The sequence below is a fragment of the Lacrimispora indolis DSM 755 genome, assembly GCF_000526995.1.
In the GTDB taxonomy this organism is placed as follows: Bacteria; Bacillota; Clostridia; order Lachnospirales; family Lachnospiraceae; genus Lacrimispora; species Lacrimispora indolis.
Genome location: NZ_AZUI01000001.1, coordinates 4,283,142 through 4,308,125, shown reverse-complemented (window position 1 = coordinate 4,308,125; position 24,984 = coordinate 4,283,142). Strand labels below are relative to the sequence as shown.

Annotated in this window: 20 protein-coding genes; 1 reads left to right on the top strand and 19 read right to left on the bottom strand. The window is 47.1% G+C overall.

The annotated features are described in order from the left end of the window. Positions 1-82 precede the first annotated feature (82 nt). From K401_RS0120705 to K401_RS0120620, 16 genes are all read right to left on the bottom strand, one after another. Positions 83-1,570: a glutamate synthase subunit beta gene (locus K401_RS0120705; RefSeq protein ID WP_024294753.1), complete on the bottom strand. Its 1,488-nt coding sequence runs from the start codon at positions 1,568-1,570 to the stop codon at positions 83-85. Between the two features lie 12 nt (positions 1,571-1,582). Then, the gene (gltB, locus tag K401_RS0120700; RefSeq protein ID WP_024294752.1) at positions 1,583-6,142 is read right to left on the bottom strand and encodes a glutamate synthase large subunit; all 4,560 of its coding nucleotides are present in this window, start codon (positions 6,140-6,142) and stop codon (positions 1,583-1,585) included. Between the two features lie 388 nt (positions 6,143-6,530). Next, the gene (locus tag K401_RS0120690) at positions 6,531-6,797 is read right to left on the bottom strand and encodes an HPr family phosphocarrier protein (RefSeq protein ID WP_024294751.1); all 267 of its coding nucleotides are present in this window, start codon (positions 6,795-6,797) and stop codon (positions 6,531-6,533) included. A 121-nt stretch (positions 6,798-6,918) separates the two neighbouring features. Then, positions 6,919-7,554: an epoxyqueuosine reductase QueH gene (locus K401_RS0120685; RefSeq protein ID WP_024294750.1), complete on the bottom strand. Its 636-nt coding sequence runs from the start codon at positions 7,552-7,554 to the stop codon at positions 6,919-6,921. Positions 7,555-7,747: 193 nt separating this feature from the next. Then, positions 7,748-8,890: an RNA polymerase sigma factor RpoD gene (gene rpoD / locus K401_RS0120675; protein ID WP_024294749.1), complete on the bottom strand. Its 1,143-nt coding sequence runs from the start codon at positions 8,888-8,890 to the stop codon at positions 7,748-7,750. Between the two features lie 104 nt (positions 8,891-8,994). Beyond that, positions 8,995-9,897, bottom strand: coding sequence for a diacylglycerol/lipid kinase family protein (locus K401_RS0120670; protein WP_024294748.1), 903 nt, complete (start codon positions 9,895-9,897; stop codon positions 8,995-8,997). Between the two features lie 4 nt (positions 9,898-9,901). Next, a complete protein-coding gene (gene mutY / locus K401_RS0120665) occupies positions 9,902-10,999 on the bottom strand; it encodes an A/G-specific adenine glycosylase (RefSeq protein WP_024294747.1) in 1,098 nt (365 codons plus the stop codon). Further along, on the bottom strand, positions 10,999-11,976 hold the full coding sequence (locus K401_RS0120660; RefSeq protein WP_024294746.1) for a biotin--[acetyl-CoA-carboxylase] ligase: 978 nt from the start codon (positions 11,974-11,976) through the stop codon (positions 10,999-11,001). Before K401_RS0120660 ends, mutY begins: the two co-directional genes overlap by 1 nt. A gap of 5 nt (positions 11,977-11,981) precedes the next feature. Next, positions 11,982-12,290: a DUF6637 family protein gene (locus K401_RS0120655; protein ID WP_029695145.1), complete on the bottom strand. Its 309-nt coding sequence runs from the start codon at positions 12,288-12,290 to the stop codon at positions 11,982-11,984. Between the two features lie 3 nt (positions 12,291-12,293). Continuing rightward, on the bottom strand, positions 12,294-13,229 hold the full coding sequence (argF, locus tag K401_RS0120650) for an ornithine carbamoyltransferase (RefSeq protein WP_024294744.1): 936 nt from the start codon (positions 13,227-13,229) through the stop codon (positions 12,294-12,296). Between the two features lie 76 nt (positions 13,230-13,305). Next, positions 13,306-14,478, bottom strand: coding sequence for a patatin-like phospholipase family protein (locus tag K401_RS0120645; protein ID WP_024294743.1), 1,173 nt, complete (start codon positions 14,476-14,478; stop codon positions 13,306-13,308). Positions 14,479-14,644: 166 nt separating this feature from the next. Further along, positions 14,645-15,583, bottom strand: a complete 939-nt coding sequence (locus K401_RS0120640; protein WP_024294742.1) for an SPFH domain-containing protein — start codon at positions 15,581-15,583, stop codon at positions 14,645-14,647. A 1-nt stretch (position 15,584) separates the two neighbouring features. Beyond that, entirely contained in the window at positions 15,585-16,025 is a 441-nt protein-coding gene (locus K401_RS0120635) for an NfeD family protein (protein WP_024294741.1), read from the bottom strand. A gap of 207 nt (positions 16,026-16,232) precedes the next feature. Next, on the bottom strand, positions 16,233-17,012 hold the full coding sequence (locus K401_RS0120630) for a TrmH family RNA methyltransferase (protein WP_024294740.1): 780 nt from the start codon (positions 17,010-17,012) through the stop codon (positions 16,233-16,235). 14 nt (positions 17,013-17,026) lie between these two features. Further along, the gene (locus tag K401_RS0120625; RefSeq protein WP_024294739.1) at positions 17,027-18,937 is read right to left on the bottom strand and encodes an NAD(+) synthase; all 1,911 of its coding nucleotides are present in this window, start codon (positions 18,935-18,937) and stop codon (positions 17,027-17,029) included. 16 nt (positions 18,938-18,953) lie between these two features. Further along, positions 18,954-20,312 (bottom strand): MATE family efflux transporter, encoded by a 1,359-nt coding sequence (locus K401_RS0120620; protein WP_024294738.1) that lies wholly within the window; start codon positions 20,310-20,312, stop codon positions 18,954-18,956. Positions 20,313-20,479: 167 nt separating this feature from the next. On the opposite strand from K401_RS0120620, the gene K401_RS0120615 reads away from it, so the two are divergent. After that, entirely contained in the window at positions 20,480-20,920 is a 441-nt protein-coding gene (locus K401_RS0120615; RefSeq protein ID WP_024294737.1) for an RrF2 family transcriptional regulator, read from the top strand. A 114-nt stretch (positions 20,921-21,034) separates the two neighbouring features. Here K401_RS0120615 and K401_RS31985 read toward each other — a convergent pair whose 3' ends face one another. The 3 genes from K401_RS31985 to K401_RS0120600 form a co-directional block, all read right to left on the bottom strand. Further along, on the bottom strand, positions 21,035-22,303 hold the full coding sequence (locus K401_RS31985; RefSeq protein WP_024294736.1) for an HD-GYP domain-containing protein: 1,269 nt from the start codon (positions 22,301-22,303) through the stop codon (positions 21,035-21,037). Next, positions 22,303-23,124 carry an oxygen-binding di-iron domain-containing protein gene (locus K401_RS0120605; protein WP_024294735.1) on the bottom strand — a complete coding sequence of 274 codons (822 nt, stop codon included), beginning with the start codon at positions 23,122-23,124 and terminating at the stop codon, positions 22,303-22,305. The genes K401_RS31985 and K401_RS0120605 overlap by 1 nt, the downstream gene beginning before the upstream one ends. A gap of 331 nt (positions 23,125-23,455) precedes the next feature. After that, a complete protein-coding gene (locus K401_RS0120600; protein ID WP_024294734.1) occupies positions 23,456-24,823 on the bottom strand; it encodes a sodium-dependent transporter in 1,368 nt (455 codons plus the stop codon). Positions 24,824-24,984: the final 161 nt, after the last annotated feature.

Genomic DNA, 24,984 nt, shown 5'->3' with positions numbered 1-24,984 from the left:
AAAAAAAGAGGCTTTCACCCCATAGCTGATCCCTCAACTACTAGCAAAAGCCTCATTCTTCATTTCAAGCTATACCTTCCAGCTATGCCAGGTTTGAATACCCCATTAAACTGATATCCACTTCCTTAGCCACTTCCCTGCCTTCTCTGATCGCCCAGACCACCAGGGATTGCCCACGGCGCATGTCTCCGGCCGCAAACACCTTATCCACATTCGTCTTATATTTCCCGTTTTCAGTCTCCACGTTGCTTCTGCCGTTTAATTTCACACCAAAAGCATCAGCCACGTAATTCTGCGCTCCAAGAAAACCTGCTGCGATCAAAACAATGTCAGCCGGAACTTCCTTTTCGCTGCCGGCCACCGGTTCCATGTTCATGCGGCCGGTCTTTTCATCCTTTTTAGATTCCAGACTCATGAGCACCGCTTTTACCACCTTGCCGGACTTATCCTTTATAAACTCCTTTACTGTGGTCTGATATACCCTGGGATCCTTGCCGAATACGACTATGGATTCTTCCTGGCCGTAATCGGTTTTCAACACCTTCGGCCATTCGGGCCAGCTGTTGTCCGGGGTCCGCTTTTCCGGGAGCTTTGGCATCATCTCAAGCTGGGTGACAGAGGCACAGCCATGACGGATAACCGTTCCAACACAGTCATTTCCCGTATCTCCGCCGCCAATGACAATAACATGCTTGCCTTTTGCGGAAATATAGCTGTTATCCTGCAAGTTGGAATTTAACAGGCTCTTTGTGGTGGACTTTAAGAAATCCACTGCAAAATAGATACCCTCACCATCTCTTCCAGGGACTTTTAAATCCCTTGGGTTTGACGCTCCGCAAGCCAGGATGATCCGGTCATAATCCTTTAATAAGTCTTTGGTCTTATGATTCTTTCCTACATCAGCACCTGTTAAGAACGTCACGCCCTCCTGCTTCATGATCTCTGCCTTCCGTTCAATGATATGCTTTTCCAGCTTCATATTGGGGATTCCATACATAAGGAGGCCGCCTATGCGGTCTTCTCTTTCCAGTACGGTGACGCTGTGCCCTCTTTTGTTTAACTGGTCCGCCGCCGCCAGCCCTGCCGGGCCGGAACCGATGACAGCCACCCTTTTGCCTGTGCGGATCTTGGGCGGAACAGGACCTGCCAAGCCGCTTTCATAAGCCCGTTCAATGATTGCATACTCATTTTCCTTGATGCTAACCGGGTCCCCGTTTAATCCGCAGGTACACGCAGCCTCACAGGGGGCCGGGCATACCCTGGCGGTGAATTCCGGAAAGCTGTTGGTCTTTTTCAGCCTGTTGTAGGCCTGCCGCCATGTTCCTGTATACACAAGCTCATTCCATTCCGGGATCAGATTATTAAGGGGACAGCCGGAAACCATTCCCTTTAAAATCACACCGGACTGGCAGAATGGGACGCCGCAGTCCATGCAGCGGGCACCCTGGCATTTTTGTTCTTTTTCGGAAAGAGGCAGATGGAACTCGTTATAATTTTTTATACGAGCCTTGGGATCTACCGTTTTTCCCGTTTTTCTGCTGTATTCTAAAAATCCTGTTGGCTTTCCCATTTCCGCTCCTCCTTACTTTTTTGTGTTGGCATAAAATGCCTCAATCTGTGCCTGTTCACTGCTCAATCCCTTTTCCTCCATCAGGACGATGGTGTTCATCATACGCCTGTAATCGTGGGGCATGACTTTTTTAAACCTGGGCAGATATTCTCCAAAGTTATCAAGGATCTCTTTTCCCTTTGCGGAATTGGTGTAAGCCACATGTTCCTTGATCATTTCCTTAAGTTCAAGGACATCATATTTATTGGTGACCTCTTCAAAGGATACCATTTCCTTATTGAGTCTCTTATAAAAATCCCTCTTTTCATCCAGCACATAGGCGATGCCGCCGCTCATTCCTGCAGCAAAATTCTTACCGGTAGATCCCAGCACCACCACGCGCCCGCCTGTCATATATTCACAGCCATGGTCTCCCACGCCTTCTACTACAGCGGTTGCGCCCGAGTTCCGGACACAGAAGCGTTCCCCTGCGATTCCGCAGATAAAAGCCTTTCCGCTGGTTGCGCCGTATAAGGCTACATTTCCGATTACAATGTTGTCCTCAGCCTTAAACTTGACGCCTTGAGGCGGATAAACCACCAGCTTGCCGCCGGAAAGCCCCTTTCCAAAGTAATCATTGCTGTCTCCCACCAGCTCTAAGGTAAGGCCCCTTGGAATAAATGCTCCAAAGCTCTGGCCGCCGCTGCCTGTACAGTTGATGGTAAAGGTATCCTCGGCAAGACCTTCAGGATAAAGCCTGGTGATTTCCGAACCAAATATGGTACCCAATGCGCGGTCCGTATTGGAAACATCAATATGAAGGCTCTTTTTCTGGCCTGCCAGCAGAGCATCTTTTAATTTTTTAAGTATAATCTTTTCATCCATGGTTTTAGCCAGTTCAAAATCATAGACCTGTTTCTTGCCGTATCCCAGAAGCTTCTGTCCTGCATAGGCATTTCCCAGAATAGCGGAAAAATCTACCTTTTTGGCTCTTTCAGAAGGAATATTGTCTTTCTTCCTTAATAAATCAGTCCTTCCTACAAGCTCATCTACAGTATGGATGCCAAGCTTTGCCATATATTCCCGAAGCTCTTTGGCAATGAAATGCATGAAATTGATCACATACTCCGGCTTTCCCTTAAAACGCTTCCGAAGCTCCGGGTTCTGAGTTGCAATTCCCACCGGACAGGTGTCTAAATTACAGACTCTCATCATGACGCAGCCCATGGTCACAAGGGGAGCCGTGGCAAAGCCAAACTCCTCTGCACCCAGCATACAGGCAATGGCAACATCCCTCCCCGTCATCAATTTCCCGTCAGTCTCCAGAATCACCTTATCCCGCAGCCCGTTCATGATCAGGGTCTGATGGGCCTCGGCCACGCCAAGCTCCCATGGAAGCCCTGCATTATAAATGGAGTTTCTCGGAGCCGCACCTGTCCCTCCGTCAAAGGAGGAAATCAGGATCACCTGGGCGCCTGCCTTTGCAACGCCTGCCGCAACCGTACCCACACCTGCCTCAGAAACCAGCTTAACGGAGATCCTGGCATTGGTATTGGAATTTTTCAGGTCATAAATCAGCTGGGCCAGATCCTCAATGGAGTAAATATCATGGTGAGGCGGAGGAGAAATGAGACCTACGCCTGTGGTTGAATGCCTGGTCTTAGCCACCCATGGATATACCTTTCCTCCTGGAAGCTGGCCTCCTTCTCCGGGCTTTGCCCCCTGGGCCATCTTGATCTGAATCTCCTTGGCGCTGACCAAGTACCTGGAAGTCACACCAAAGCGCCCGGAAGCCACCTGCTTGATGGCGGAACAGCGGTTTATACCATCGGTTCCAGGTATCAGACGTTCTAAGCTTTCACCGCCCTCACCGCTGTTGGATTTGCCGTGAATCCGATTCATGGCGATGGCCAGAGTTTCGTGTGCTTCCTGGGAAATGGAACCGTAGGACATTGCTCCCGTTTTAAACCGTTTCACAATGGATTCTTCGCTTTCCACTTCTTCCACCGGAATTTCTTTAGACTTGGAATAATCAAAGTCCAGAAGGCTCCTTAAATTAACCGTCTGTCCCTCCCCGGTTAAGGCATGAGAATATTCTTTAAATACCTCGTAGCTTCCGGTTCTGGCCGCTTCCTGAAGGAGATGGATGGTAACAGGATTGTATAAGTGCTCCTCCTGCCCCGCCCGTTCCTTATGGCTTCCAACGCTGTCCAGAGTTAAATCCACGTCAAGGCCAAGGGGATCAAAGGCTGCCGAGTGCAGAACATCCACGTCATTTGCAATATCTTCCAGGGCAACACCTTCCACCCTGCTTACCGTATCCGTAAAATATTTGTCCACAACCTTCTTTGAAATGCCGATGGCTTCAAAAATCTGAGCCCCCTGATAGGACTGTATGGTTGATATCCCCATTTTGGAAGCGATCTTCACGATGCCATGAAGAACTGCTGCATTGTAATCTTCCACGGCAGCATAATAATCCTTATCCAGCATGCCGTTTTCAATGAGCGTACGGATGGACTCCTGGGCAAGGTAAGGATTGATGGCACAGGCTCCGTATCCCAAAAGGGTTGCAAAGTGATGCACTTCCCTTGGTTCCCCGCTTTCCAGTATAAGGGCCACGGAAGTCCTTTTCTTCGTCTTCACCAGATGCTGCTGAAGAGCCGATACAGCAAGGAGGGATGGAATGGGCACATGGTTTTCGTCAATATCCCGGTCAGACAGGATAATGATATTTGCCCCATCCCGGTGAACCCGGTCTGCCTCCAAAAACAGCCTGTCAATGGCTTTTTCCAGGGAAGTGTTTTTATAGTAGGTAATGGGGATCACCTCTACCTTAAAGCCAGACCTTTTCATATTTTTAATCTTTAATATGTCCGTACAGGTAAGAATAGGGTTATTCACCTTCAATATTTTGCAGTTTTCCGCTTCTTCTTCCAGGATATTTCCTTCCTCGCCTACATAAACAGTGGTAGAAGTGACGATCTCCTCACGGATGGAGTCAATGGGCGGATTGGTAACCTGTGCAAAGAGCTGTTTAAAATAGTTAAACAGAGGCTGGTGCTTTTTGCTTAAAACTGCCAGAGGACTGTCAACTCCCATGGCGGAAACCGCTTCCGCCCCGTTCAAAGCCATGGGGAGGATCATTGTCTTGTATTCCTCATAGGTATAACCATATGTCTTCTGCAGCTTCGCCCTTTCCTCCTTGCTCATGGCAGGAACCCCCTTATTGGGGATCGGCAGCTCCTTCAGCTCAATTAAATTGGAATCCAGCCATTCTCCGTAAGGCTGGCGTGCCGCATAATATTCTTTTAATTCCTCATCGCTGATCAGGCAGCCCTTCACCGTATCAATGAGAAGCATCTTGCCTGGACGAAGGCGCTCTTTTCTCACCACATGACTCTGTTCAATGTCAATGGCTCCTACTTCGGAAGCCAGGATCATCTGGTCATCATCAGTAATGTAATATCTGGAAGGACGAAGGCCGTTACGGTCTAAAACAGCGCCAACCAGGTCACCGTCGCTGAACACGATAGAGGCCGGGCCATCCCAGGGCTCCATCATGGTCGCATAGTAACGGTAAAAGTCCTTGATCTCCTGGGACATGGATTTGTCATGTTCCCATGGTGCCGGAATGGTCACCATGACAGACAGAGGAAGATCCATTCCGCTCATCATCATAAATTCCAGCGCATTGTCAAGCATGGCGGAGTCCGAACCTTCCTGATTGATGATAGGAAGGACCTTGTGCATGTCATACCGGAAGTACTCGGATTCCATGTTCTCTTCTCTTGCCATCATCTTGTCTACATTCCCGCGAATGGTATTGATCTCGCCGTTATGTACGATGAGGCGGTTGGGATGGGCTCTCATCCAGCTGGGGTTGGTGTTGGTGCTGAACCGGGAATGGACCACTGCAATGGCTGATTCATAGTCCTTATCCTGTAGATCCGTAAAAAACTTTCTAAGCTCCTTCACCAGGAACATGCCCTTATAAACAATGGTTCTGCTGCTTAAGGAAACCACATAGGTATTGTCGTTGCTCTGTTCAAAGATCCGCCTTGAAACATAAAGCTTCCTGTCAAACTCCAGTCCCCTGGCTGTATCTGCCGGCTTCTTTACAAAGCCCTGGGCAATGCAGGGCATACAGTCCACCGCCTTTGCGCCGATCAGCTCCGGATGAATGGGCACATCTCTCCAGCCCGAAAATTCAAGGCCTTCCTTCTTTACAATGATCTCAAACATCTTTTTGGCCTGGTTTCTGGCAAGCTCATCCTGAGGGAAGAAAAACATTCCCACACCGTATTCCCGCTCCTCTCCAAGCTCAATGCCTAAGGGCTTTGTTACCTTTTTAAAAAATTTATGAGAGATCTGAAGCATGATTCCCACTCCGTCTCCTGTCTTTCCTTCCGCATCCTTTCCGGCACGGTGTTCCAGATTTTCTACGATATGAAGAGCCTGCTCCACTGTCTTGTGAGTCTTTATGCCTTTTATATTGGCAACCGCTCCAATGCCGCAGTTATCATGTTCAAAGCGGGGATCATACAGCCCCGGCAACGCTGTCTTATTGGGGGATTTTAAACTCATATCCATAATCTCTTCCTTTCCTTTGCTTTTGAGTACTAACGCATAGCAGTAAATTTTAGTTGATAATACTACATTTTTTCCCTCTTGTAAATAAATTTTATTTGGCAATTGTCAGATAATTCGACTATAATGTATTTCAAATAATATATTCTCAAAATTATAACTGTAAACAGCTTTTTATCTCATGATATCACACAATTAAGCCGGCAATTAAAAAACCTGGAACAAACTTCTAATTTTTTGAAGTTCTAGCCTTTAATAGTTAAGTCTTCGATTCATTTTCAAAACTTTTCTGCTGCCAGCGCCCTATATTACGCTTTTTTTCCATAGAAAAAGCCCTGGGAATCATCTTCCCAGGGCTTATACAATTTTCTTTCATAAATAAAAAACGAAATTACATCTCTCCAAGACCGCTTTCAATTGCTTCTGTCATGGTCTTCATTGCAGCTGCCTCATCTTCGCCGTCACAGATCAATTTGATCTCTGTTCCGCACTTAATTCCGGCTGCCATAACGTTTAACACGCTTTTAGCCACGATCCTCTTCTCTCCGTGCTCGATGATTACATCGGATTTAAATTTCATAGCTGTTTGTGACAGCACCCCTGCTGGTCTTAAATGAAGTCCGGATGGATTTACTACGGTCAGTGTTTTTGATAACATAAGATTTTCTCCTTTATCCTCAATTTTTTTATACTCCTTGCAGTTAATTCTATTACAATATCCAATTTGTGTCAAGACAAACCATATGTCTTTTGCATATTTTCCAAAGGAAATATCCTGCCTAGGAGGTCTTGGAAAGAGCCTGTCTTTCCTTCTGGGAATAGACACAGCCGCAGTAATCCTGCCGGTAAAGGCCGTACTCTCCAGAAAGCTCTACAGACCGCTTATATCCGTTCTTTTTCTTAAAATCAGAAGGCAGATAAGCAACCCGGTACTCCCTGGCCAGCTTCTCTCCGATCTCATTGAGCTTGCCTGCATTCTTTAAAGGGCTTATGGAGAGAGTGGTAGTAAAGTAGTCAAAACGTCCGGCCTGAGCAACCTTTGCCGCCTCCTGAAGGCGAAGCTCATAGCATTTAAAGCACCTGTTTCCGCCTTCCGGTTCATGTTCCAGGCCTCTTGCCATCCGGTAAAATTCATCCGGCTCATAGGCCCCTGTTTCCATGGTAACGGGATGGATAAAATGCATGGACGAAATGAGCCTTTCCTGCTCTTTTACCCGCCTTTTGTATTCCTCCGGCGGGTATATATTGGGATTATAGAAATACACGGTTATTTCAAAATAGCGGGACAAATATTCCAGCACATAGCTGCTGCACGGCGCACAGCAACTGTGCAAAAGCAGTCTGGGGACCTTTCCCTCTTCCTCCAATCCTGCAATGACCTGATCCAATTCCTTCTGATAATTCCTCTGGTTCATGGTAGCTCCTTCCCTGCTATTGCAAAGCGGACATTGGCAATGACCAAGGGTCAGCCCCTCCGTTCTGCTGCCTGCTCACAGCGTCCCCGACAGTGCCGGGGAGGCCTTGCCCCGCTTCACCGGGCATGAATGCAGCCTGCTGCGTTCCAATCACAAAAAGGCGTCTGCAGTAGCCTGCCACGCCTCCTGTTTCCTATAGGAAATCCCTGATCCGTTTGCTGCGGACAGGATTTCTAAGCTTTCTAAGGGCTTTTGCTTCTATCTGCCTGATACGCTCACGGGTAACATTGAACTCTTTTCCCACTTCTTCCAGTGTTCGGGGATGGCCATCCTCCAGTCCGAACCTGAGCACGATCACCTGACGCTCCCTCTCTTTTAAATCTCCAAGCAGAGCATCAATATGTTCTCTCAGCATAACGGACTCCACATTGCCTTCCGGAGTCACCACATTGTTATCGGCCACAAAGTCTCCCAAATTGGAATCATCCTCTTCACCAATGGGCGTTTCAAGGGATGCAGGTTCTCTGGCTATCTGCATGATTTCCATGACCTTGTCCTCAGACATGTCAAGGGCTTCTGCCAGCTCAATCACAGACGGCTCGTATCCAAGCTCAAGGGTCAGTTTTCTCTGCATCTTGGACATTTTATTAATCGTTTCAACCATATGCACAGGCACACGGATTGTTCTGGCCTGATCTGCAAGAGCTCTGGTTACAGACTGCCGTATCCACCAAGTAGCATATGTACTTAATTTATACCCTTTTGTATAATCAAATTTTTCAACACCTTTAATAAGGCCTAAATTCCCTTCCTGAACCAGATCAAGGAAACTCATGCCGCGGCCTGTGTAGCGCTTTGCAATGCTGACTACAAGGCGCAGATTTGCTTCGATCAAGCGCTCTTTGGCATCATCATCACCATCCGCTTTTCTCTTAGCAAGGCGCAGTTCTTCCTCTGCGTTCAAAAGTGGTACCGTGCCAATTTCCTTTAAGTACATGCGGACAGGATCTTCCGTTCCAATGCCCTCCAATAAGTCAATGGCGTCAAGATCTATATCTTCCTCATCTACATCCTTTATAAAGCTGTCATCAAGATCATCATCTAAAAGCAGGTCGTCTGACATGAGCGCATCATCAGTTAAAACGGAATCATCAATGACCGGAATCACGTCTACGCCGCGATTCTCCAGGTACGTATAAATCTGATCCATTTGCTCGGTTGTCAGTTCTTCCCCCATAAAGAAGTTATTAATCTCCGTTACATCCAAAGCATTGTGCTTCGTTTTTGCAAGTTCGACAAGTTTTCCCAGCTTATCTAAAAAATTATCCTTTTCCACTTAATAACGTCCTTTCGCTAAGAGGTATACATAAAGCTCACACAACTTTTCATTATATACTACCGGAATACATATTTCAACATATTTCTTCCAAAAAAACAGCTTTATTGTTTTTTCGTCACTTTTCTCATAATCCGGATTTGTTTCTTTAAATTTATGATATTAACTTCCCTCCTGGTCCCGCCGAATTCTCCATCTAATACCCAGTCAATAGGCTCTTCCGAGAGAACTCTCAAAGACCTTGTCCGAAATTTATGGACGTATTCGTTAGGTTCTTCCTTCAGAAACATGTAGTTAATGATGTTGGTCAGATCCAGTGGCGTCTTGGGCGTTCGGATTAACAGCACTTCAAACTCACCGTCGTCAAGAGCTACATCCTGTGCCACAAGCCCTTTAAAACCTCCCACGCTTATGGTGTTGGTTATCATGCCGAAAATAAACTCACCTTCCAGAGTCAGTTCCTCACACTCAACCCGCATCACGTAGGACTTTATGGAAGCCAGGCTCTTCATGCCTTCCAGCATATAGGCCTGATGCCCCAGAACATTCTTCTTATCCTGAGGAGTTAAATAGGATACCTCTGTAAAAGCTCCGAAAGCTGCAATATATACAAAATGCCTGTCCTCGCAGAAACAGCCGATATCAATGGGAAAGGGTTCGCCGTAAACCGCCGATTCAGCTGCCCTTACCATATTTTTGGAAATTTTTAAGCTGGAAGCAAAATCATTGGTGGAACCGGCGGGAATATACCCTAAATCCGGGAAATGGTCCAATTTCATAAGACCGCTTATGGTTTCATTTAAGGTCCCGTCTCCACCGCTGCACACCACCAGATCAGCGCTGCCTCCATACGCCGCAGCAGCTTCCATTGCATCGCCGCACCGCTGGGTTACATGGACCGACAGTTCATAACCTGCCTTTGTAAAAATATCCAGGATATCCATCAGCTTATTCCTGATCTGAGCTTTCCCTGAACGGGGATTAAATATAAAAAGAATCTTTTTCATTATATCACCTGATCAATTTTGTATACGCTTTAAATGCACCTGGCAGGGAATAATTTTTCTTTAAGTCCTCTACAGTGACCCACAAAAAGTCTCCGGCCGGCCGTTCTTCAAGTTCAACGCGAAATCCTATCATATGCCATTCCACATGGCTGAACACATGCTTTGCGGCAGGAAGGGATGTTATTACAGCTGTCTTCACTCCCAGCCGGGTGAGCAGCGCCGCCTCTTCCAAGTGTCCCTCCATATTGGGGAACTCGTAAAGAGAAGCCAAAAGCCCGGTGTCTTCCCGCTTACGAATGGCGATCCGCCCATTCTGCCACAGAAGCATCACCGTCTTATCCTCTGCCCTGCGGGCCTTTTTAGGTGTTTTCACCGGAATCTCACCGGTAAGCCCCTTTTTCCTGGCAACGCAGATGGAAGCCAGGGGACATTGTCCGCACAGGGGCTGCCCATTGGGCACACAGACAATCGCTCCGATCTCAATAAGCCCCTGGTTATAAGCACTGGCTGCTCCTTCCGGCATGACGGCCCTTAAGTCTTCTTCCATACGGCGTTTGACCTGCTGCTTTAAAATATCTTCCCTGCTGCCCGTCACCCTGGAAACCACCCGTAACACATTGCCATCCACTGCAGGAACAGGGATTCCAAAGGCTATGGAGCAAATAGCCCCTGCGGTATAGGACCCGATCCCCGGAAGCTTTTTAAGCTCCTCGTAGGACGCCGGAAGCTCTCCGCCGTACTGCTCTACAAGAAGCTCTGCTGTTCTCTTTAAATTTTTTGCCCTGCTGTAATAGCCCAGGCCTTCCCAGAGTTTGAGCAACCGGTCTTCCGATACTGCTGCCAGATCCCGGATTCCGGGCAAGGCCTCCATAAAATGCTCAAAATAAGGCTTTACAGCCTCCACTCTTGTCTGCTGGAGCATGATCTCCGATATCCACACCCGGTATGGTTCCGGACGGTCCCGCCAGGGTAACGCCCTGGCGTGCTCTCCGTACCAGGATAAAAGAGGGCGCTCCATGGCTCTTAAGCGCTCACTTATATCCAGTTCTTTTTCCTTTGGCTCTAAAGCCTGTAACTTATCGTAAAGCGAATGGTTCTTCATCACACATATCCATAGATTCCCCGGACAGATACCTCTCCAGAAATCACATGTCTTACCTCTCCCGGTTCCACTTCCACAAGAAGCTCTCCTTTTTCATTAATTCCCAGAGCCTTGCCAATATAATCACCTGACTTATCCAGGACTTTCACTTCTTTTCCTGCATTGGCCATATGTTTATTATAGACACTTATCAGCCCGGATAAATCACCCTGGCTGATAAATTCTTCATAATATTGTTCAAAAGCCTCCATAATAGCGGCAATCAGCCTGCTTCTTCCCACTTTTCCCCCTGTTTCCAGGAGCAGGGAGGTAGCCGTCCGATTGACCTCATCAGGAAATTCCTCCATATTGACATTGATACCGATCCCTACTACCACATAGTGGATCCCTTCCAGTTCAGCGCTCATTTCCGTCAAAATACCGCACAGTTTTTTCCCGTTTGCCACAATGTCGTTAGGCCACTTGATGCCTGCAGCAAGACCTGTCACGTTCTTTATCCCGTCATAAACCGCCAGGGCCGCCACCAGCGTTATCATGGAAGCCGAGGAAGGAAGAATGTCCGGCCTTAAGATCAGGCTCATAAATATATTCTTTCCGGAAGGGGATACCCAGGTACGCCCTCTTCTGCCCCTGCCTGCATTCTGGCAGTCCGACACAACTAACGTTCCACTGGATGCTCCTTCCTCTGCCAGACGCCTGGCTCTTACATTGGTGGAATCAATGGCCTCGTGGTATTCCACCTTCCTGCCGAATGTTCCTTTAATGCAGCTTTCTATCTCTGTTTTCGTCATTATATCACAAGAACCGATGAAATGGTACCCTTTATTTCTAACCGCCTCAATTTCATACCCTTCTTCTTCAAGCTGACGAATGGCTTTCCAGATTGCAGTCCTGGAAACGCCGAAGCGTTGGCACAGCTCCTGCCCGGATAAGTAGCCGTCGCTTTCTTTAAGCAGCTTCAGGATCTCTGTTTTCAACGACATCACCCCCACCAGACGCTCACCGCACTGATCACGGTAAGGACGGTTAAAAGGATCCCGAACAGAAGGACCGCCATACCCGCTGCCTTCTTCTTTTTTTCCCTTCCGCTGAGCCTGATTTTATAGACTCCGTTGACCAGGTTAAGCGCGCCGGCCAGGAAAAATATTGCCGGAAACAAAAGCATATGGTCTTCCGGACTTAAAAATGATATGACTGCCAGCACTACGATCAGGATTCCCACCACAATATGGAGGATATCCACCACCATGGAAGCATTTCTCAAACTTCTTCCTCGTTCCTGTATATACATGTTCTACTCTCCTAACGTTGCCACCATTACCGCCTTAATGGTATGCATTCTGTTTTCTGCTTCGTCAAATACCACAGATGCACCGGATTCAAAAACCTCCTCTGTCACTTCATTCCCTTTGACAGCCGGCAGGCAGTGCATGAATATGGTAGTGTCTTTACCTGTTTTTTCCATCAGCTCCTTATTTACCTGATAAGGCTTTAAAAGAGCAATTCGCTGGGCAGCCTTGTCCTCTTCTCCCATGGAACACCACACGTCGGTGTAAATGGTATCAGCAGCCTTAACCGCATCCGTATCCTCTGTGAGCGTGATGGTACTTCCGCTTTCCTTTGCATAACCCTGGCATAATTCCACCAGGTCCTCCCTGGGCCACAGGCTCTTAGGTGCCAGGATGGTAAAATGAACGCCCATTTTGCTCATTCCGATCATCAGGCTGTTGGCCATGTTATTGCGTCCATCCCCTGCATATACGAAACGAAGTCCTTTCAGATAACCGAAATGTTCTTTCATGGTGAGAAGATCTGCCAGGATCTGTGTCGGATGATAATCATCGGTCAGTCCGTTCCATACCGGAACACCTGCATATTTTGCCAAGTCTTCCACGGTCTTATGCTTGAATCCGCGGAATTCGATCCCGTCAAATACCCTTCCCAAAACTCTTGCCGTATCTTCCACGCTTTCCTTGTGTCCCAGCTGGATATCATCTTTACCCAGATACTCCGGGTGGGCGCCCTCATCCACTGCAGCAACCACAAAGGAACATCTGGTGCGGGTGGATGGCTTTTCAAAAATAAGGGCAATATTTTTTCCTTTCAGGGAAGTTCCTGTGATCCCCTGTTTTTTCTTGGCTTTTAAGCTGGCAGCTAAGTCCAGCAAGTATCCGATTTCTTCCGGTGAGTAATCCTTTAATGTGATAAAATTTCTTCCTTTTAAGTTCATATTGCATCCTCCGCTTTTCTGGTTGTATTTTTATACATTATTATAGTATATTACGTATAGTTATGCAATACTTTTTTTATTTCTTATCATCCTGCTGTAACGGCTTTCCCTTGTCAAGGGACCGGAACTTCTTTCTGATCTCTCCCATCAGCTCATCCACCGTGTATATTTGAAAGCGTTTGACCTTTAGGCGCTTTGCCATATCCTCCAAAAGTCCCAGGTACATATCCTTGTAATCCCAGTCCTCCTTCAGCTTAAACTCCCCTGCCAGCCTGGGAAACAGCCTTTCCGTAAATGCCCGGTATCCCGTCAGAGCCGCCATCCCCTCCTCATTTAATGTGTCCTGCATATATATTTTAAAAAACTCAAGTTCCGACATCATTTTATCGAAGTAATAAGGTTCCGTATTAGGTGCATCAATATAATAAATACGCCCGCAAAGGCCATATAAGAACCTTTTTGCATCAAAATATCCCAAGGTCATGTTTTTTCTGGCCTGTTTTTTATCAAACTCCAGGATTCCCCCAAGATCCTGCCTTGGAGCGATGTGGTAAACCCGGATCCCTTCCGGGATCTCCGTGACCCGCTCTTTATCAAGACCAAGGCCGTAGATGCGGAGCACAATAATATCTTCATATCCGTGATCCAGGAGCACGTTAATGGGAACATTGTTGACTCCTCCTCCATCCATATACCGCTTTCCTCCCAGCTTCTCATTTTTAAAAGCCAGAAAATAGGCACTGGCAAGTAGCATATCCTTGATGGTTCCTGCTTCGCTGTTTCTGATGTCCTCAGCCAGTTCTTTCCTGTCAGAAACCGAATAGGTTACGGTATAAAGCTCTCTGTCCGAGTTTCTGATCTTTTCCTCATCTCCCACCACTTCTTCAATGAGATTTCTTAAAGGAGTGATGTCAAACCCTCCATCCTTTAAGATCTGGAATCCGCTGCTTATCAGCTCCTGAAGATTTAAGGACTTAAAATCCCTTTCCCTTAACGCCTTTATGGTCTCATCGTTTACCGCCATGACCCGGGAATACTCAATGTTCTTCCATATCTTTTCCGCCCGTTCCAGATCATCCATGCAAATGAGAGCCCCGTTTAAAGATCCAACGGAAACACCTGCAACTCCCTTGATCTTTACCCCAGCCTCTCTTAGAGCCTTCCATGCGCCGATCTGATAAGCCCCCTTGGCACCTCCGCCTTCCAGCACCAGTCCATACTCCCTGTTTAAATCCAGTTTCAGTTCCATAAGCCCCTCCTAAGCCTGATTCATGGGGAGTAAAGCGGACATTCGCAATCCGCTTTGCTACTTGCTCATTAACGCAGGCTACCTCGCAGCCTGCGTTTAAATTATGCCAAAAACGCAGCAAGAGGGCATCTGCCCCCTGCTGCGGTATATTGATAGCTTAAGGAAATTATTCCTCCGGATTCTTGGAGATCTCCGTAATGGAAGAAACCAGCCCGGCCATACTCTGAATCTCGGAAGGAATAATAATCTTGGTCGCCTTGCCGTCAGCAACCGCCTTAAATGCCTCCAGGCTCTTAATAACTAAAACCGAATGGTCCGCACCGGCTTCCTTGATCATACGGATTCCATCCGCATTGGCCTGCTGAATCTTTAAGATTGCTTCCGCCTGGCCTTCTGCCTCACGGATCCGTTTTTCTTTCTCTGCCTCTGCGCGAAGGATTGCCGCCTGCTTTTCAGCTTCCGCGTCAAGAATGGCGGATTCTTTCTTTCCTTCTGCCACAAGAACGGTGGATTTCTTCTCTCCTTCCGCCCTTAAGATGGCTTCACGGCGCTCACGCTCTGCCTTCATCTGCTTCTCCATGGCATCCTGAATCGCTGCCGGAGGCATGATGTTCTTAAGCTCTACACGGTTTACCTTGATTCCCCACGGGTCAGTGGCAATATCAAGGGTCTCTCTCATCTTCGCGTTGATCGTCTCTCTTGAGGTCAGTGTCTGATCCAGCTCTAAATCACCGATGATATTACGCAGGGTCGTAGCCGTCAGATTCTCAATAGCCATGATGGGATTTTCCACACCGTAAGCATAAAGCTTCGGGTCTGTAATCTGGAAAAATACGACCGTATCGATTCTCATGGTAACGTTATCCTTGGTGATAACCGGCTGAGGCGGGAAATCCGCCACCTGCTCTTTTAAATTGACTCTTTTAGCCACCCGGTCAAGGAGAGGCATCTTAATATGAACACCCACGGACCATGTTTCCAAAAACGCTCCCAAACGCTCTACAACCAGGGCCTGTGCCTGGGGAACGATCCTGATACAAGATGACAATAATGCCAGAATAACAATTAATATAATAATGACCGCTGAAAATCCAATTGCTCCCATACTATGCTTCCTCCTGATTCTCACTCACAATTAATTTTACGCCTCTGATTTCTTTCACTTCAACCATAGTGCCCACCGGATATATCCTGTCATCTTCCAGTGCTCTGGCCGTCCATTCCTGGCCGTTTAAGACCGCAGCACCTTTTCCCTCTGTGTTGTTGATCGTGGCCGTGACTCTGGCACTTTTTCCGATCAGACTATCCATATTGGTTTTTACCGTGTTCCGGTTTACATACTTTAAGGCAAAAGGCCTGGTAAAAAACAAAAGAACAAAGGATACAATTACAAATACCGCCAGCTGCACCTGGATATTGATTCCAAACAGTGCCAGCACAAATGCAACCAGTGCTCCTCCCGCAAACCATATGGTCGTCAGAGCCATGGTCATAGCTTCAATTCCCAGAAGCACTACAAATGCAATAAGCCAATAGACTGCTGCCATCTCATCATTCCCCTTCCCTGCCATTATAGGCAAAGCTGCCCGGCAAATCTATCCGTTGACATACGTTACAGTTCCTCCATGCCGTTTATAATCCGGCAAATAGAACATATTTCAAAAAAGCGCATGGCTTCACTACTACTATCATACTATATGTTCCAGTATTTCTCAACATTTCAGCCTGTAAAAAGCCTTACAATTTTCTGACGATTATATCCGCCGCTGTCTGGCAGCTTCAAACATCAGCACAGAAGCCGCCACTGCCGCGTTTAAAGACTCCACCTTTCCTTTCATGGGGATCTTCACATAGGCATCCGCCAGGACTGCCGTCCCCTCTGTCAGACCGTTTGCTTCGTTTCCCACTAAAAACCCTGTATCAACAGTATAATCCTCTTTTTCATAATTATTCCTGCCATTTAAATGTGCCGCATACAGTCTGATCCCACCGGCTTTTAAAGCCTTTAAAGAGGCGGGAAGATCTTCCGTATATGCAAAGGGAACGCGGAAGATGGAGCCCATGGTGGACCTGATAACCTTCGGGTTATAAATGTCTGCCGTGGCATCGCTCATGAGCACGCCGGTGACCCCGGCTCCTTCTCCTGCCCTTAAAATCGTTCCAAGATTGCCCGGATCCTGGATGTTTTCCAGAACCATCAAAAAGGCAGGGCCGGGAGCTGCCAGCAAATCCTCTGCCCTGTAGTCATACTGTCTGACAAGGGCTAAAATCCCCTGAGGCGTCTGGGTATCTGACATGATCTTAAACACATCTTCCGAAACAACTTCGTATTTCATTCCGGACAAAAGCTTTTTATGGGCTTCATCCCTTAAAAACCCTTCCGATACAAAGAGGCTGTCAATCCTGTCCGCCGGAATTTCCTTAAACATGCGAAGGCCTTCCGCCACAAAGAGGCCGCTTGTCTTTCTGGCTTTGGCCTTCTTTGATAAGTTCATTACATGCTTTACCCTTGCATTGGCGCTGCTGGTTATCATAACGTACCTCTCTTTTATAAGTTTTCCAGTTCTTCAAGCCACAGGCGGCTCACAGCATCGCTTGGCATGCGCAAATCTCCTCTGGGGGAAACTGCAACGGAACCCACCTTGGGCCCGTCCGGCATGCAGGAACGCTTAAACTGCTGGCTGAAAAATCTGCGGTAAAATACCTTTAACCATTTTAAAATGACTTCTTTCTCATAATGTCCTGAAAAAGCATAAACCGCCATGCGGTAAACCTTTTCCGGCCTGCAGCCAAACCTTAAAATCTGGTAAAGGAAGAAATCATGAAGCTCATATGGCCCTACAAGATCCTCTGTTTTCTGGGCAATCTCCCCTCCCTTTGGCGGAAGAAGCTCCGGACTTACAGGCGTATCCAGAACATCAAACAGCACACTGCTTAAGGCCTCTTCCCCGCAGGTGTCCGCATAATAGCGGACTAAATGGCGGACCAGTGTCTTTGGTACCGAAGCATTGACTCCGTACATGGACATATGGTCCCCGTTATAGGTGGCCCAGCCAAGAGCCAGCTCAGACATGTCCCCTGTTCCAATGACCATTCCGTTTAACCGGTTTGCCATATCCATCAGTACCTGGGTTCTCTCTCTTGCCTGGGAATTTTCATAGGTTATATCGTGAACATCGCTGTCCTGTCCGATATCCCGGAAATGAAGAGTTACGGCTTCCCTGATGTTCACCTCTGTAAGCTCTGCTCCAAGGGTCTTAGTCAGGGTGCAGGCGTTCTGATACGTCCGGTCTGTTGTTCCAAAGCAGGGCATGGTCACCCCATGGATCTGCTCCCTTGGGATCTCCAGCATATCAAAGGCACGGACCGTCACAAGAAGGGCCAGCGTGGAATCAAGCCCCCCGGAAATTCCCACAACCGCATGCTTACAGCCGGTATGGGCAAGCCTCTTTTTTAATCCCATGGCCTGGATGGAGAGGATCTCCTCACACCTTCGGTTTCTTTCCTCCTCATTGTCCGGGACAAACGGCCTTGGATCAATGAATCGTTTTAACTCCAGTTCTTCTTTCTTCATTTGGAAGGGAATCACCATATAATCTTTGTGGTTGGCCGCAGGAAAGGTGGTCATCCGGCGTCTTTCATGAACCAGCCGTTCTAAGTCCATGTCCCCGTATACGGTTTCATTTCCAAAGCGTTTGGATTCCGCAAGGAGGGAACCGTTTTCCGTGATCAGATTCTGGCCTCCGAACACTAAATCCTGAGTAGATTCTCCCTCTCCTGCATTGGCATAGATGTAGCCGCATACCAGACTGGCGGAATGGCCCGTAATAAGACTTCTCCGGTAAATATCCTTTCCCGTGGTCTCATCACTGGCAGAGCAGTTTGCGATCACCGTGGCTCCTGCAATGGCATGGCGGATGGACGGCGGATCGGGAACCCACGCATCCTCACACACCTCAGCTGCCACAATAAGCTGGGGAATGGTCTCACATGCAAAAAGAAGATTGGCTCCCATGGGAATTTGAGTCTCCTCCCATTTTACCATCACCGGAATTTCGTTCCCCGGCTGGAAATACCGCAGCTCGTAAAATTCCGAATAATTGGGCAGACATGTCTTTGGCACGATCCCAAGGATTTTTCCGTTCTGAAGGGCCACAGCAGTATTATAAAGCTTTCCGCCCTGTTCCCAGGGCATGCCGATAAAACAGAGAAGATCATGGCCCCTTGTTGCTTTTAAGATCTCTTTCAGCTCTTTTTTTGCCTTTTTTAACAGGGCATCCTGTCCGAATAAATCGCCGCAGGTATAGGCGGTCAGGCAAAGCTCCGGAAACACCATGAGCTTTACATGATTTTCAATTCCTTCTTTTATCTGTTCACAGATCCGTTCCCTGTTAAATTCCGGGTCTGCTACTTTTACATCAGGGGTTGCCGCGGCAACCCGGATATATCCGTGTTTCATCTCTTTTATCTCCTATCTATTGATCGGTGTCCTTTGGTATCCACCTGGCTTTTAAGCTGTAAATGCAGTCCATGAGCATGGTAGTGATCCATGTTATAGGATAACACCACATGACTGCTCCAAAACTGGGGAAAAATGGTACCAGCAGATTGATGTAGATCATGCGCAGAATACACATGTTTCCCACACCGATGAGCATGGAAACCATAGTCCGCCCGCTGCCCCGTATACTGCCCATTAAAATCTGATGAATGGCTAAAGTCCAGTAAAACGGAAGGAGTATGAGCATGGTGGAATACCCATAGGAAATGACATCCTGATCCGGTGAAAAGATCTTAAGGATATGCTTTGCATTTAAATACAAAATGATTGATATGATTGCCGTATAAGCCATACTAATGGCAATACCCTGAAACATTCCCTGTTTTACCCGCTTCGGCTTCCTTGCCCCGATGTTCTGCCCTGTAAAGGTGGTAGCAGCCATACAGAAGCTTTGGAGGGGGAGCATGGCAAATCCATCGACTTTACTGTAAGCGCCGAAACCTGCCATCGCAGCGGCGCCATAGCTGTTGACGTTCGCCTGAACAATAACATTGGACAGGGAAATAATGGATTGCTGGATTCCGCTGGGAATGCCAAGCTTTAAAATGCGGACCATCATCCTCTTGTCTATCCGGATCTTTTGCGGAACCAGCTGGTAAATATCATCTGTTTTAATTAAGGCCCGGACAATCAGCACGGAAGATACTGCCTGTGCAATGACCGTCGCATATCCCACACCTTCTGTTCCCATGCCAAAGGCAACCACAAAAACAAGATCCAGGACAATGTTTACCACAGAGGACACTATTAGATAATAAAGAGGACGTTTGGCATCTCCTACCGCCCTTAAGATACCGGCTCCCATATTGTAAACGAGATTAAACAGGGATCCGCAGAAAAATATTCTTAAATACGCCACGGAACTGGGCATGACCCCTTCCGGCGTTCCCATCCAGGTTAAGATCAGAGGCGACATGATCAGTCCCACAACGATCAGAAGCACACCTCCAACCAGGCTCAATGCCATACTGGTGTGAACCGCCCAGTGTAACTTTCTCCCATCCCTTGCCCCATAATACTGGGATATAATGACTCCCGCTCCTGTACCGATTCCCATAAACATGCCAATGATCAGATTGATCAGGGAATTGCTTGAGCCTACGGCAGCCAGGGCGTCGCTTCCGATAAAATTGCCCACCACCACGGAATCCACCGTATTATAAAGCTGCTGAAACAGGTTTCCGGCCAGAAGAGGCAGGGAAAAAGCCAGGAGCTGCTTCCAGATTACCCCTTCAGTCATGATGATCTGGTTTGTACCTCGATTCTTTTTCACAAATATCCTCCCTTCTTTTTCCAATTCCCCAATGAATATTAGTATACATCCATTTTCAGAAATTGGGAAGCCGGATAATTTAAGGTTTACTTTTTATGAGAATTCATGTACAATATTTTTATATCCTACTAAACAGATAAGAATAATTAGGAAGGAGAGTTGCAGCCATGAAATTTTCTACCAAGGGACGCTACGCTCTTCGTATGATGCTTGAATTTGCACTTCATCCGGGTGAATGCACAAAGATCAATCAGGTGGCAGAACGTCAGGAAATATCTGATAAATACTTAGAGCAGATTGTCACCATCTTAAGCAGAGCCGGGTATGTAAAAAGCAGAAGAGGCGCCCAGGGTGGTTATTATCTTACAAAGGATCCTTCGGACTATACCGTTGGCATGATCCTGCGGCTTGCAGAAGGAAGCCTGGTTCCAGTATCATGTCTGGAAGATGAAGTCAATCCCTGCAGCCGGTCCCAGATCTGTGCCACTCTCATGGTGTGGAAAAAGCTGGATCAGGCTATCTCCGATGTGGTAGACAGCATTACCCTGGCAGATCTGGTGGAAGAACAAAAAAGGCTGGATGGTCAGGCCAGCTATTACGAAATTTAAACTATGGCAGAAAAAAGTTCGTGTTTCTTCCCCGGCATGGGAGAACCCGAACTTTTTTAATCCTCTCAACAGGTCTGGGGACCGATCAGGTGTACTCCTCTTCTGTTTCCCTGATCACTCCCTGCATTTTGAATTCCGGTCAAATATTTCACAAAAAGCACAATGGTTTTCCAGAAAAAGATCCACCAGAAAAGGGTCAAAGTGGCTGCCCCTGCCCTGGGTAATGATCTCTGAACTCTTTTCATGGGAGTAACCTTCTTTATACACACGTTTTGACCGCAGGGCATCATACACATCCGCAAGGGCCATGATCCGCGCAGATAATGGAATTTCTTCCCCTTTCAGCCCTTTTGGGTATCCGCTTCCATCCCATTTTTCATGATGGCAGAGAGTAATCTCTTTTCCTGTCTCAATGAATTCGCTTTCCGTATCCTTTTCTCCCACGCTGGCTAAGGTCTGGTATCCAATGGTGGCATGGGTTTTCATGATTTCAAATTCCTTTGCCGTTAATTTTCCTGGTTTTAACAGGATAGAATCCGGAATTCCCACCTTTCCAATGTCATGCAAAGGACTGGCCTGGGTAATGTTGTCAATAAAGGCCTGGTCCGCTTCCTTTCGGTACACGCCCTTTTCCCAAAGCTTTTCTGCCAGAAGCCGGCAGTACTTTGCCGTCCTGACAATATGTTCCCCCGTGTCATCATCCCTTGACTCCGAAAGCTTTACCAGTGCATGGATGGTCGCCATCTGGGAAGCGGATACCTCCTCCACCTTTTTCTGGACCAAATCTTCCAGATGGTGGTTATATTCCTCTAACTTCTCCTCAACGGCCTTAGCACCGGTGATGTCCTGGATCGTTCCATGAACTTTGAAAGGCCTTCCATAAGATTCCTTTGACGCCACAAACCGGATATGTACCCACTTGATCCGGTTCGCCTCCATGAGCAGCCTGTACCGGTACTCGGCAGGCACCATGCCGTTTTGCATGTCACGGAAAATCCGGTTTACCAGCTCCTTGTCATCAGGATGGACCTTTTGAAAATACAGCGCCAGATCCGGCTCTGCTGACCGGTCTATTTCCAATATCCGGTTCATGGTATCTGACCACCACAGCTGCTTTGTGGAAAGGTTCAGCTCCCAGTTCCCTATTAATGCAATTTCCTGGGCTTCCCGGCGGGAGGCATCGCTTATCTCCAATTCCCTGCTCTTTATTTCCAGCTGCTTTGATACGTCCACATACCGCTCCATGATCTCCGATACCAGGGCAGTATGAATCTGGTTATCCACCTGTTTTGCAAAATGATCCAGCATGGCCTTCACATATTCATCAGTATCTGACTCTTCCAATACAATTTTTTCTCCCAGTAGGATTGCATCTGTGCCCATCAATTTCCTTCCTCCTCTAGAAAATAGTCGATCCCAACGTTGTTCAGTTCCTTCAGCCGCTTGATTACGATTTTCTGTGCGGCAGGGGTATCAAGGATGCTTCCATGCTGGGGAGCGATCATGGAAACATCAAGATTCTCGATTCGTTCCAGGGCGTACCGGAGTGCTTTTTTTGACGGCATGATCCGCTGATGAAAATTTACCATTCCCTTGATCTGGCACACTTTTTTAGTAATGGGACAGACCTGTTGGGGCGTGCAGTCCATGCAGCTGCTGCCGATCAATGCAAATAAATTCCAGTTGTGATCATAGCTTCCGAAAATATCGCTGCTGAACAATATTTTAGTCTTAACATCATAAGTAATGAAGCTGCCCGGCGAATGGGAATAAGGCGTCCTGATAAATTCCAGGCGCCTGCCGCTTGTAAATTCATAGTGAAAGCCTAATTCTTCTATACATTGTTTGGGCGTGTTCATAGAATAATAATTGATGAAAATATTATTTTCATGATGGGAGATGATTTTTAAATCTTTACTGTTAATGAGAGTTTCAATATGGGGAATGTTGCCGCACAAGTCAGGATCATAATGCTGGTATATGAGACGCCTGATCTTACCGGGGCTTATTCCCGTGCGCATGACCTTCAGCATGACCGTGCTGAAATCATCCCTGCTTCCGCTGTCAATGAGAACTGCCTCATCCCCGTCCACGATCAAATAAGGATTGCAGTGAAGCCCTGCTCCTTCGTCAAAAAATCCCACCCAGTAGACTCCCTCGGCTATTTCTACATACTCTTTATAATTCAAATCCTGTTTATCCATCTGCAATGTCCTCCAATATGTGATCGGCGTTCTTTTCCATTCCTTCTTTGATCCTGCACAGCAAACGGATCCTGCCATGAAAATATTACATTATATGACATAATATACCATATTTGTCCTTTCAAGTCCATTTCTTCCACCCTGCCCTTTTAAAATAAGCGGATTTCAGTTCTGTTCCATTCGACGGCAGTACTGCCAACGTTGAAAAGCAAATGAGAAAACAGGGCAAAAAAGAAAAAACAGCAGCACAGAGGCCCGCAGGTCAAAACCTGCGGGCCTCTGCTTTAATGGTGATCACACGTAAATCTATAAAAACAGCTATCCCTTCCGTCTAGAAAAATTTAGCCGCATAGCCCTGGATAAAAATTGCAAGAACAATGACCGGAAGAACGTACGTCACGTAAGCCCTTGCCCATCGGGGAAATTTTATCCCCTTTCCCGCATTGGCTTCCTTCATGAATTTCTCAAATCCCCAGCCATATCTGCTGGTGCAGAAAGCCAGATAGATCAGGCTTCCTAAGGGAAGCAGGTTATTGCTGATAATAAAATCTTCTAAGTCCAGCACATTGCTTCCTTCCCCAAAGGGCATAAAGCCGCTCCATACATTAAAGCCCAGCACACAGGGCAGGGATAACAGGATAATGGCAGCCGCATTCAGCCACACAGCCTTTTTAATGGTGCAGCCGGTCAAATCCGTGGCAAAAGAAACGATATTCTGGAAAACCGCAATTATCGTGGAAATTGCCGCAAATGACATAAAAAGAAAGAACAGGCTTCCTATCAGCCTTCCTCCTGCCATGTTATTGAACACGTTGGGCAGTGTCACAAAAACCAGCTTTGGCCCCTGGCCCGGCTCAATCTGGAACGCAAAGCAGGCAGGAAAAATAATAAGTCCTGCCATAAAAGCCACAAAAGTGTCTAAGAATGCCACACTGATGGCTTCGCCGGCCAGCCTGTGTTCCTTGCCAATGTAGCTTCCAAAGATTGCAAGAGCTCCGATCCCAATGCTTAAGGTAAAAAAGGCCTGTCCCATTGCAGCAAATATGACTTCCCCGATCCCAGCCTCCATGATCTTTCCGAAATCAGGCTTTAAGTAAAATTCCAGCCCTGCCCTGCTGTTTTCCATGAATATGGAATGAACGGCCAGTATTGCCATTAAGCCCAAAAGGCATACCATCATCCATTTAGTGATCTTTTCCACACCGCCCTGAAGCCCTTTTGCACAAATAGAAAAGCAGCCCACCACCATGAGGATCATAAATATTCCCATGACAACAGGATTTGCCAGCATATTCCCAAACTCCCCGGCTACTCCTTCCGCGTCAAGGCCAACAAAATCCCCCTTTGCCATCTTGAAGAAATACAAAACCATCCACCCGGAAACCGTGGTATAAAACATCATCAGAATGTAATTTCCCGCCATTCCCAGGTACTTGGCATAATGCCATTTGCTTCCTTCAGGCTCCAGCACATCATAGGACAAGGCAACGCTTTTCTGGCTGGCCCGTCCCACAGCAAATTCCATTACCACAATGGGCAGTCCCAAAATAAGCAGAAACACAGCATAAATCAAAACAAATGCTGCTCCTCCATATTGTCCCACAATATAAGGAAAACGCCATACATTTCCAAGTCCAATAGCACATCCAGCCGAAATCAGGATAAATCCCAGGCGGGATGAAAACTTTTCTCTTCCCATCTCTTTAAACTCCTCATCAGTCCATTTTATCTGTCATCTTTTCAAAAAAGAGCCGTCATTTTTTATTCCGCACCCCTCTTTTATATGAAAAGGCAAAAGATTCCATGCCATTATAGCATAGAATCTTTTTGACGACTACCATATCTTAATGACGGACCGGG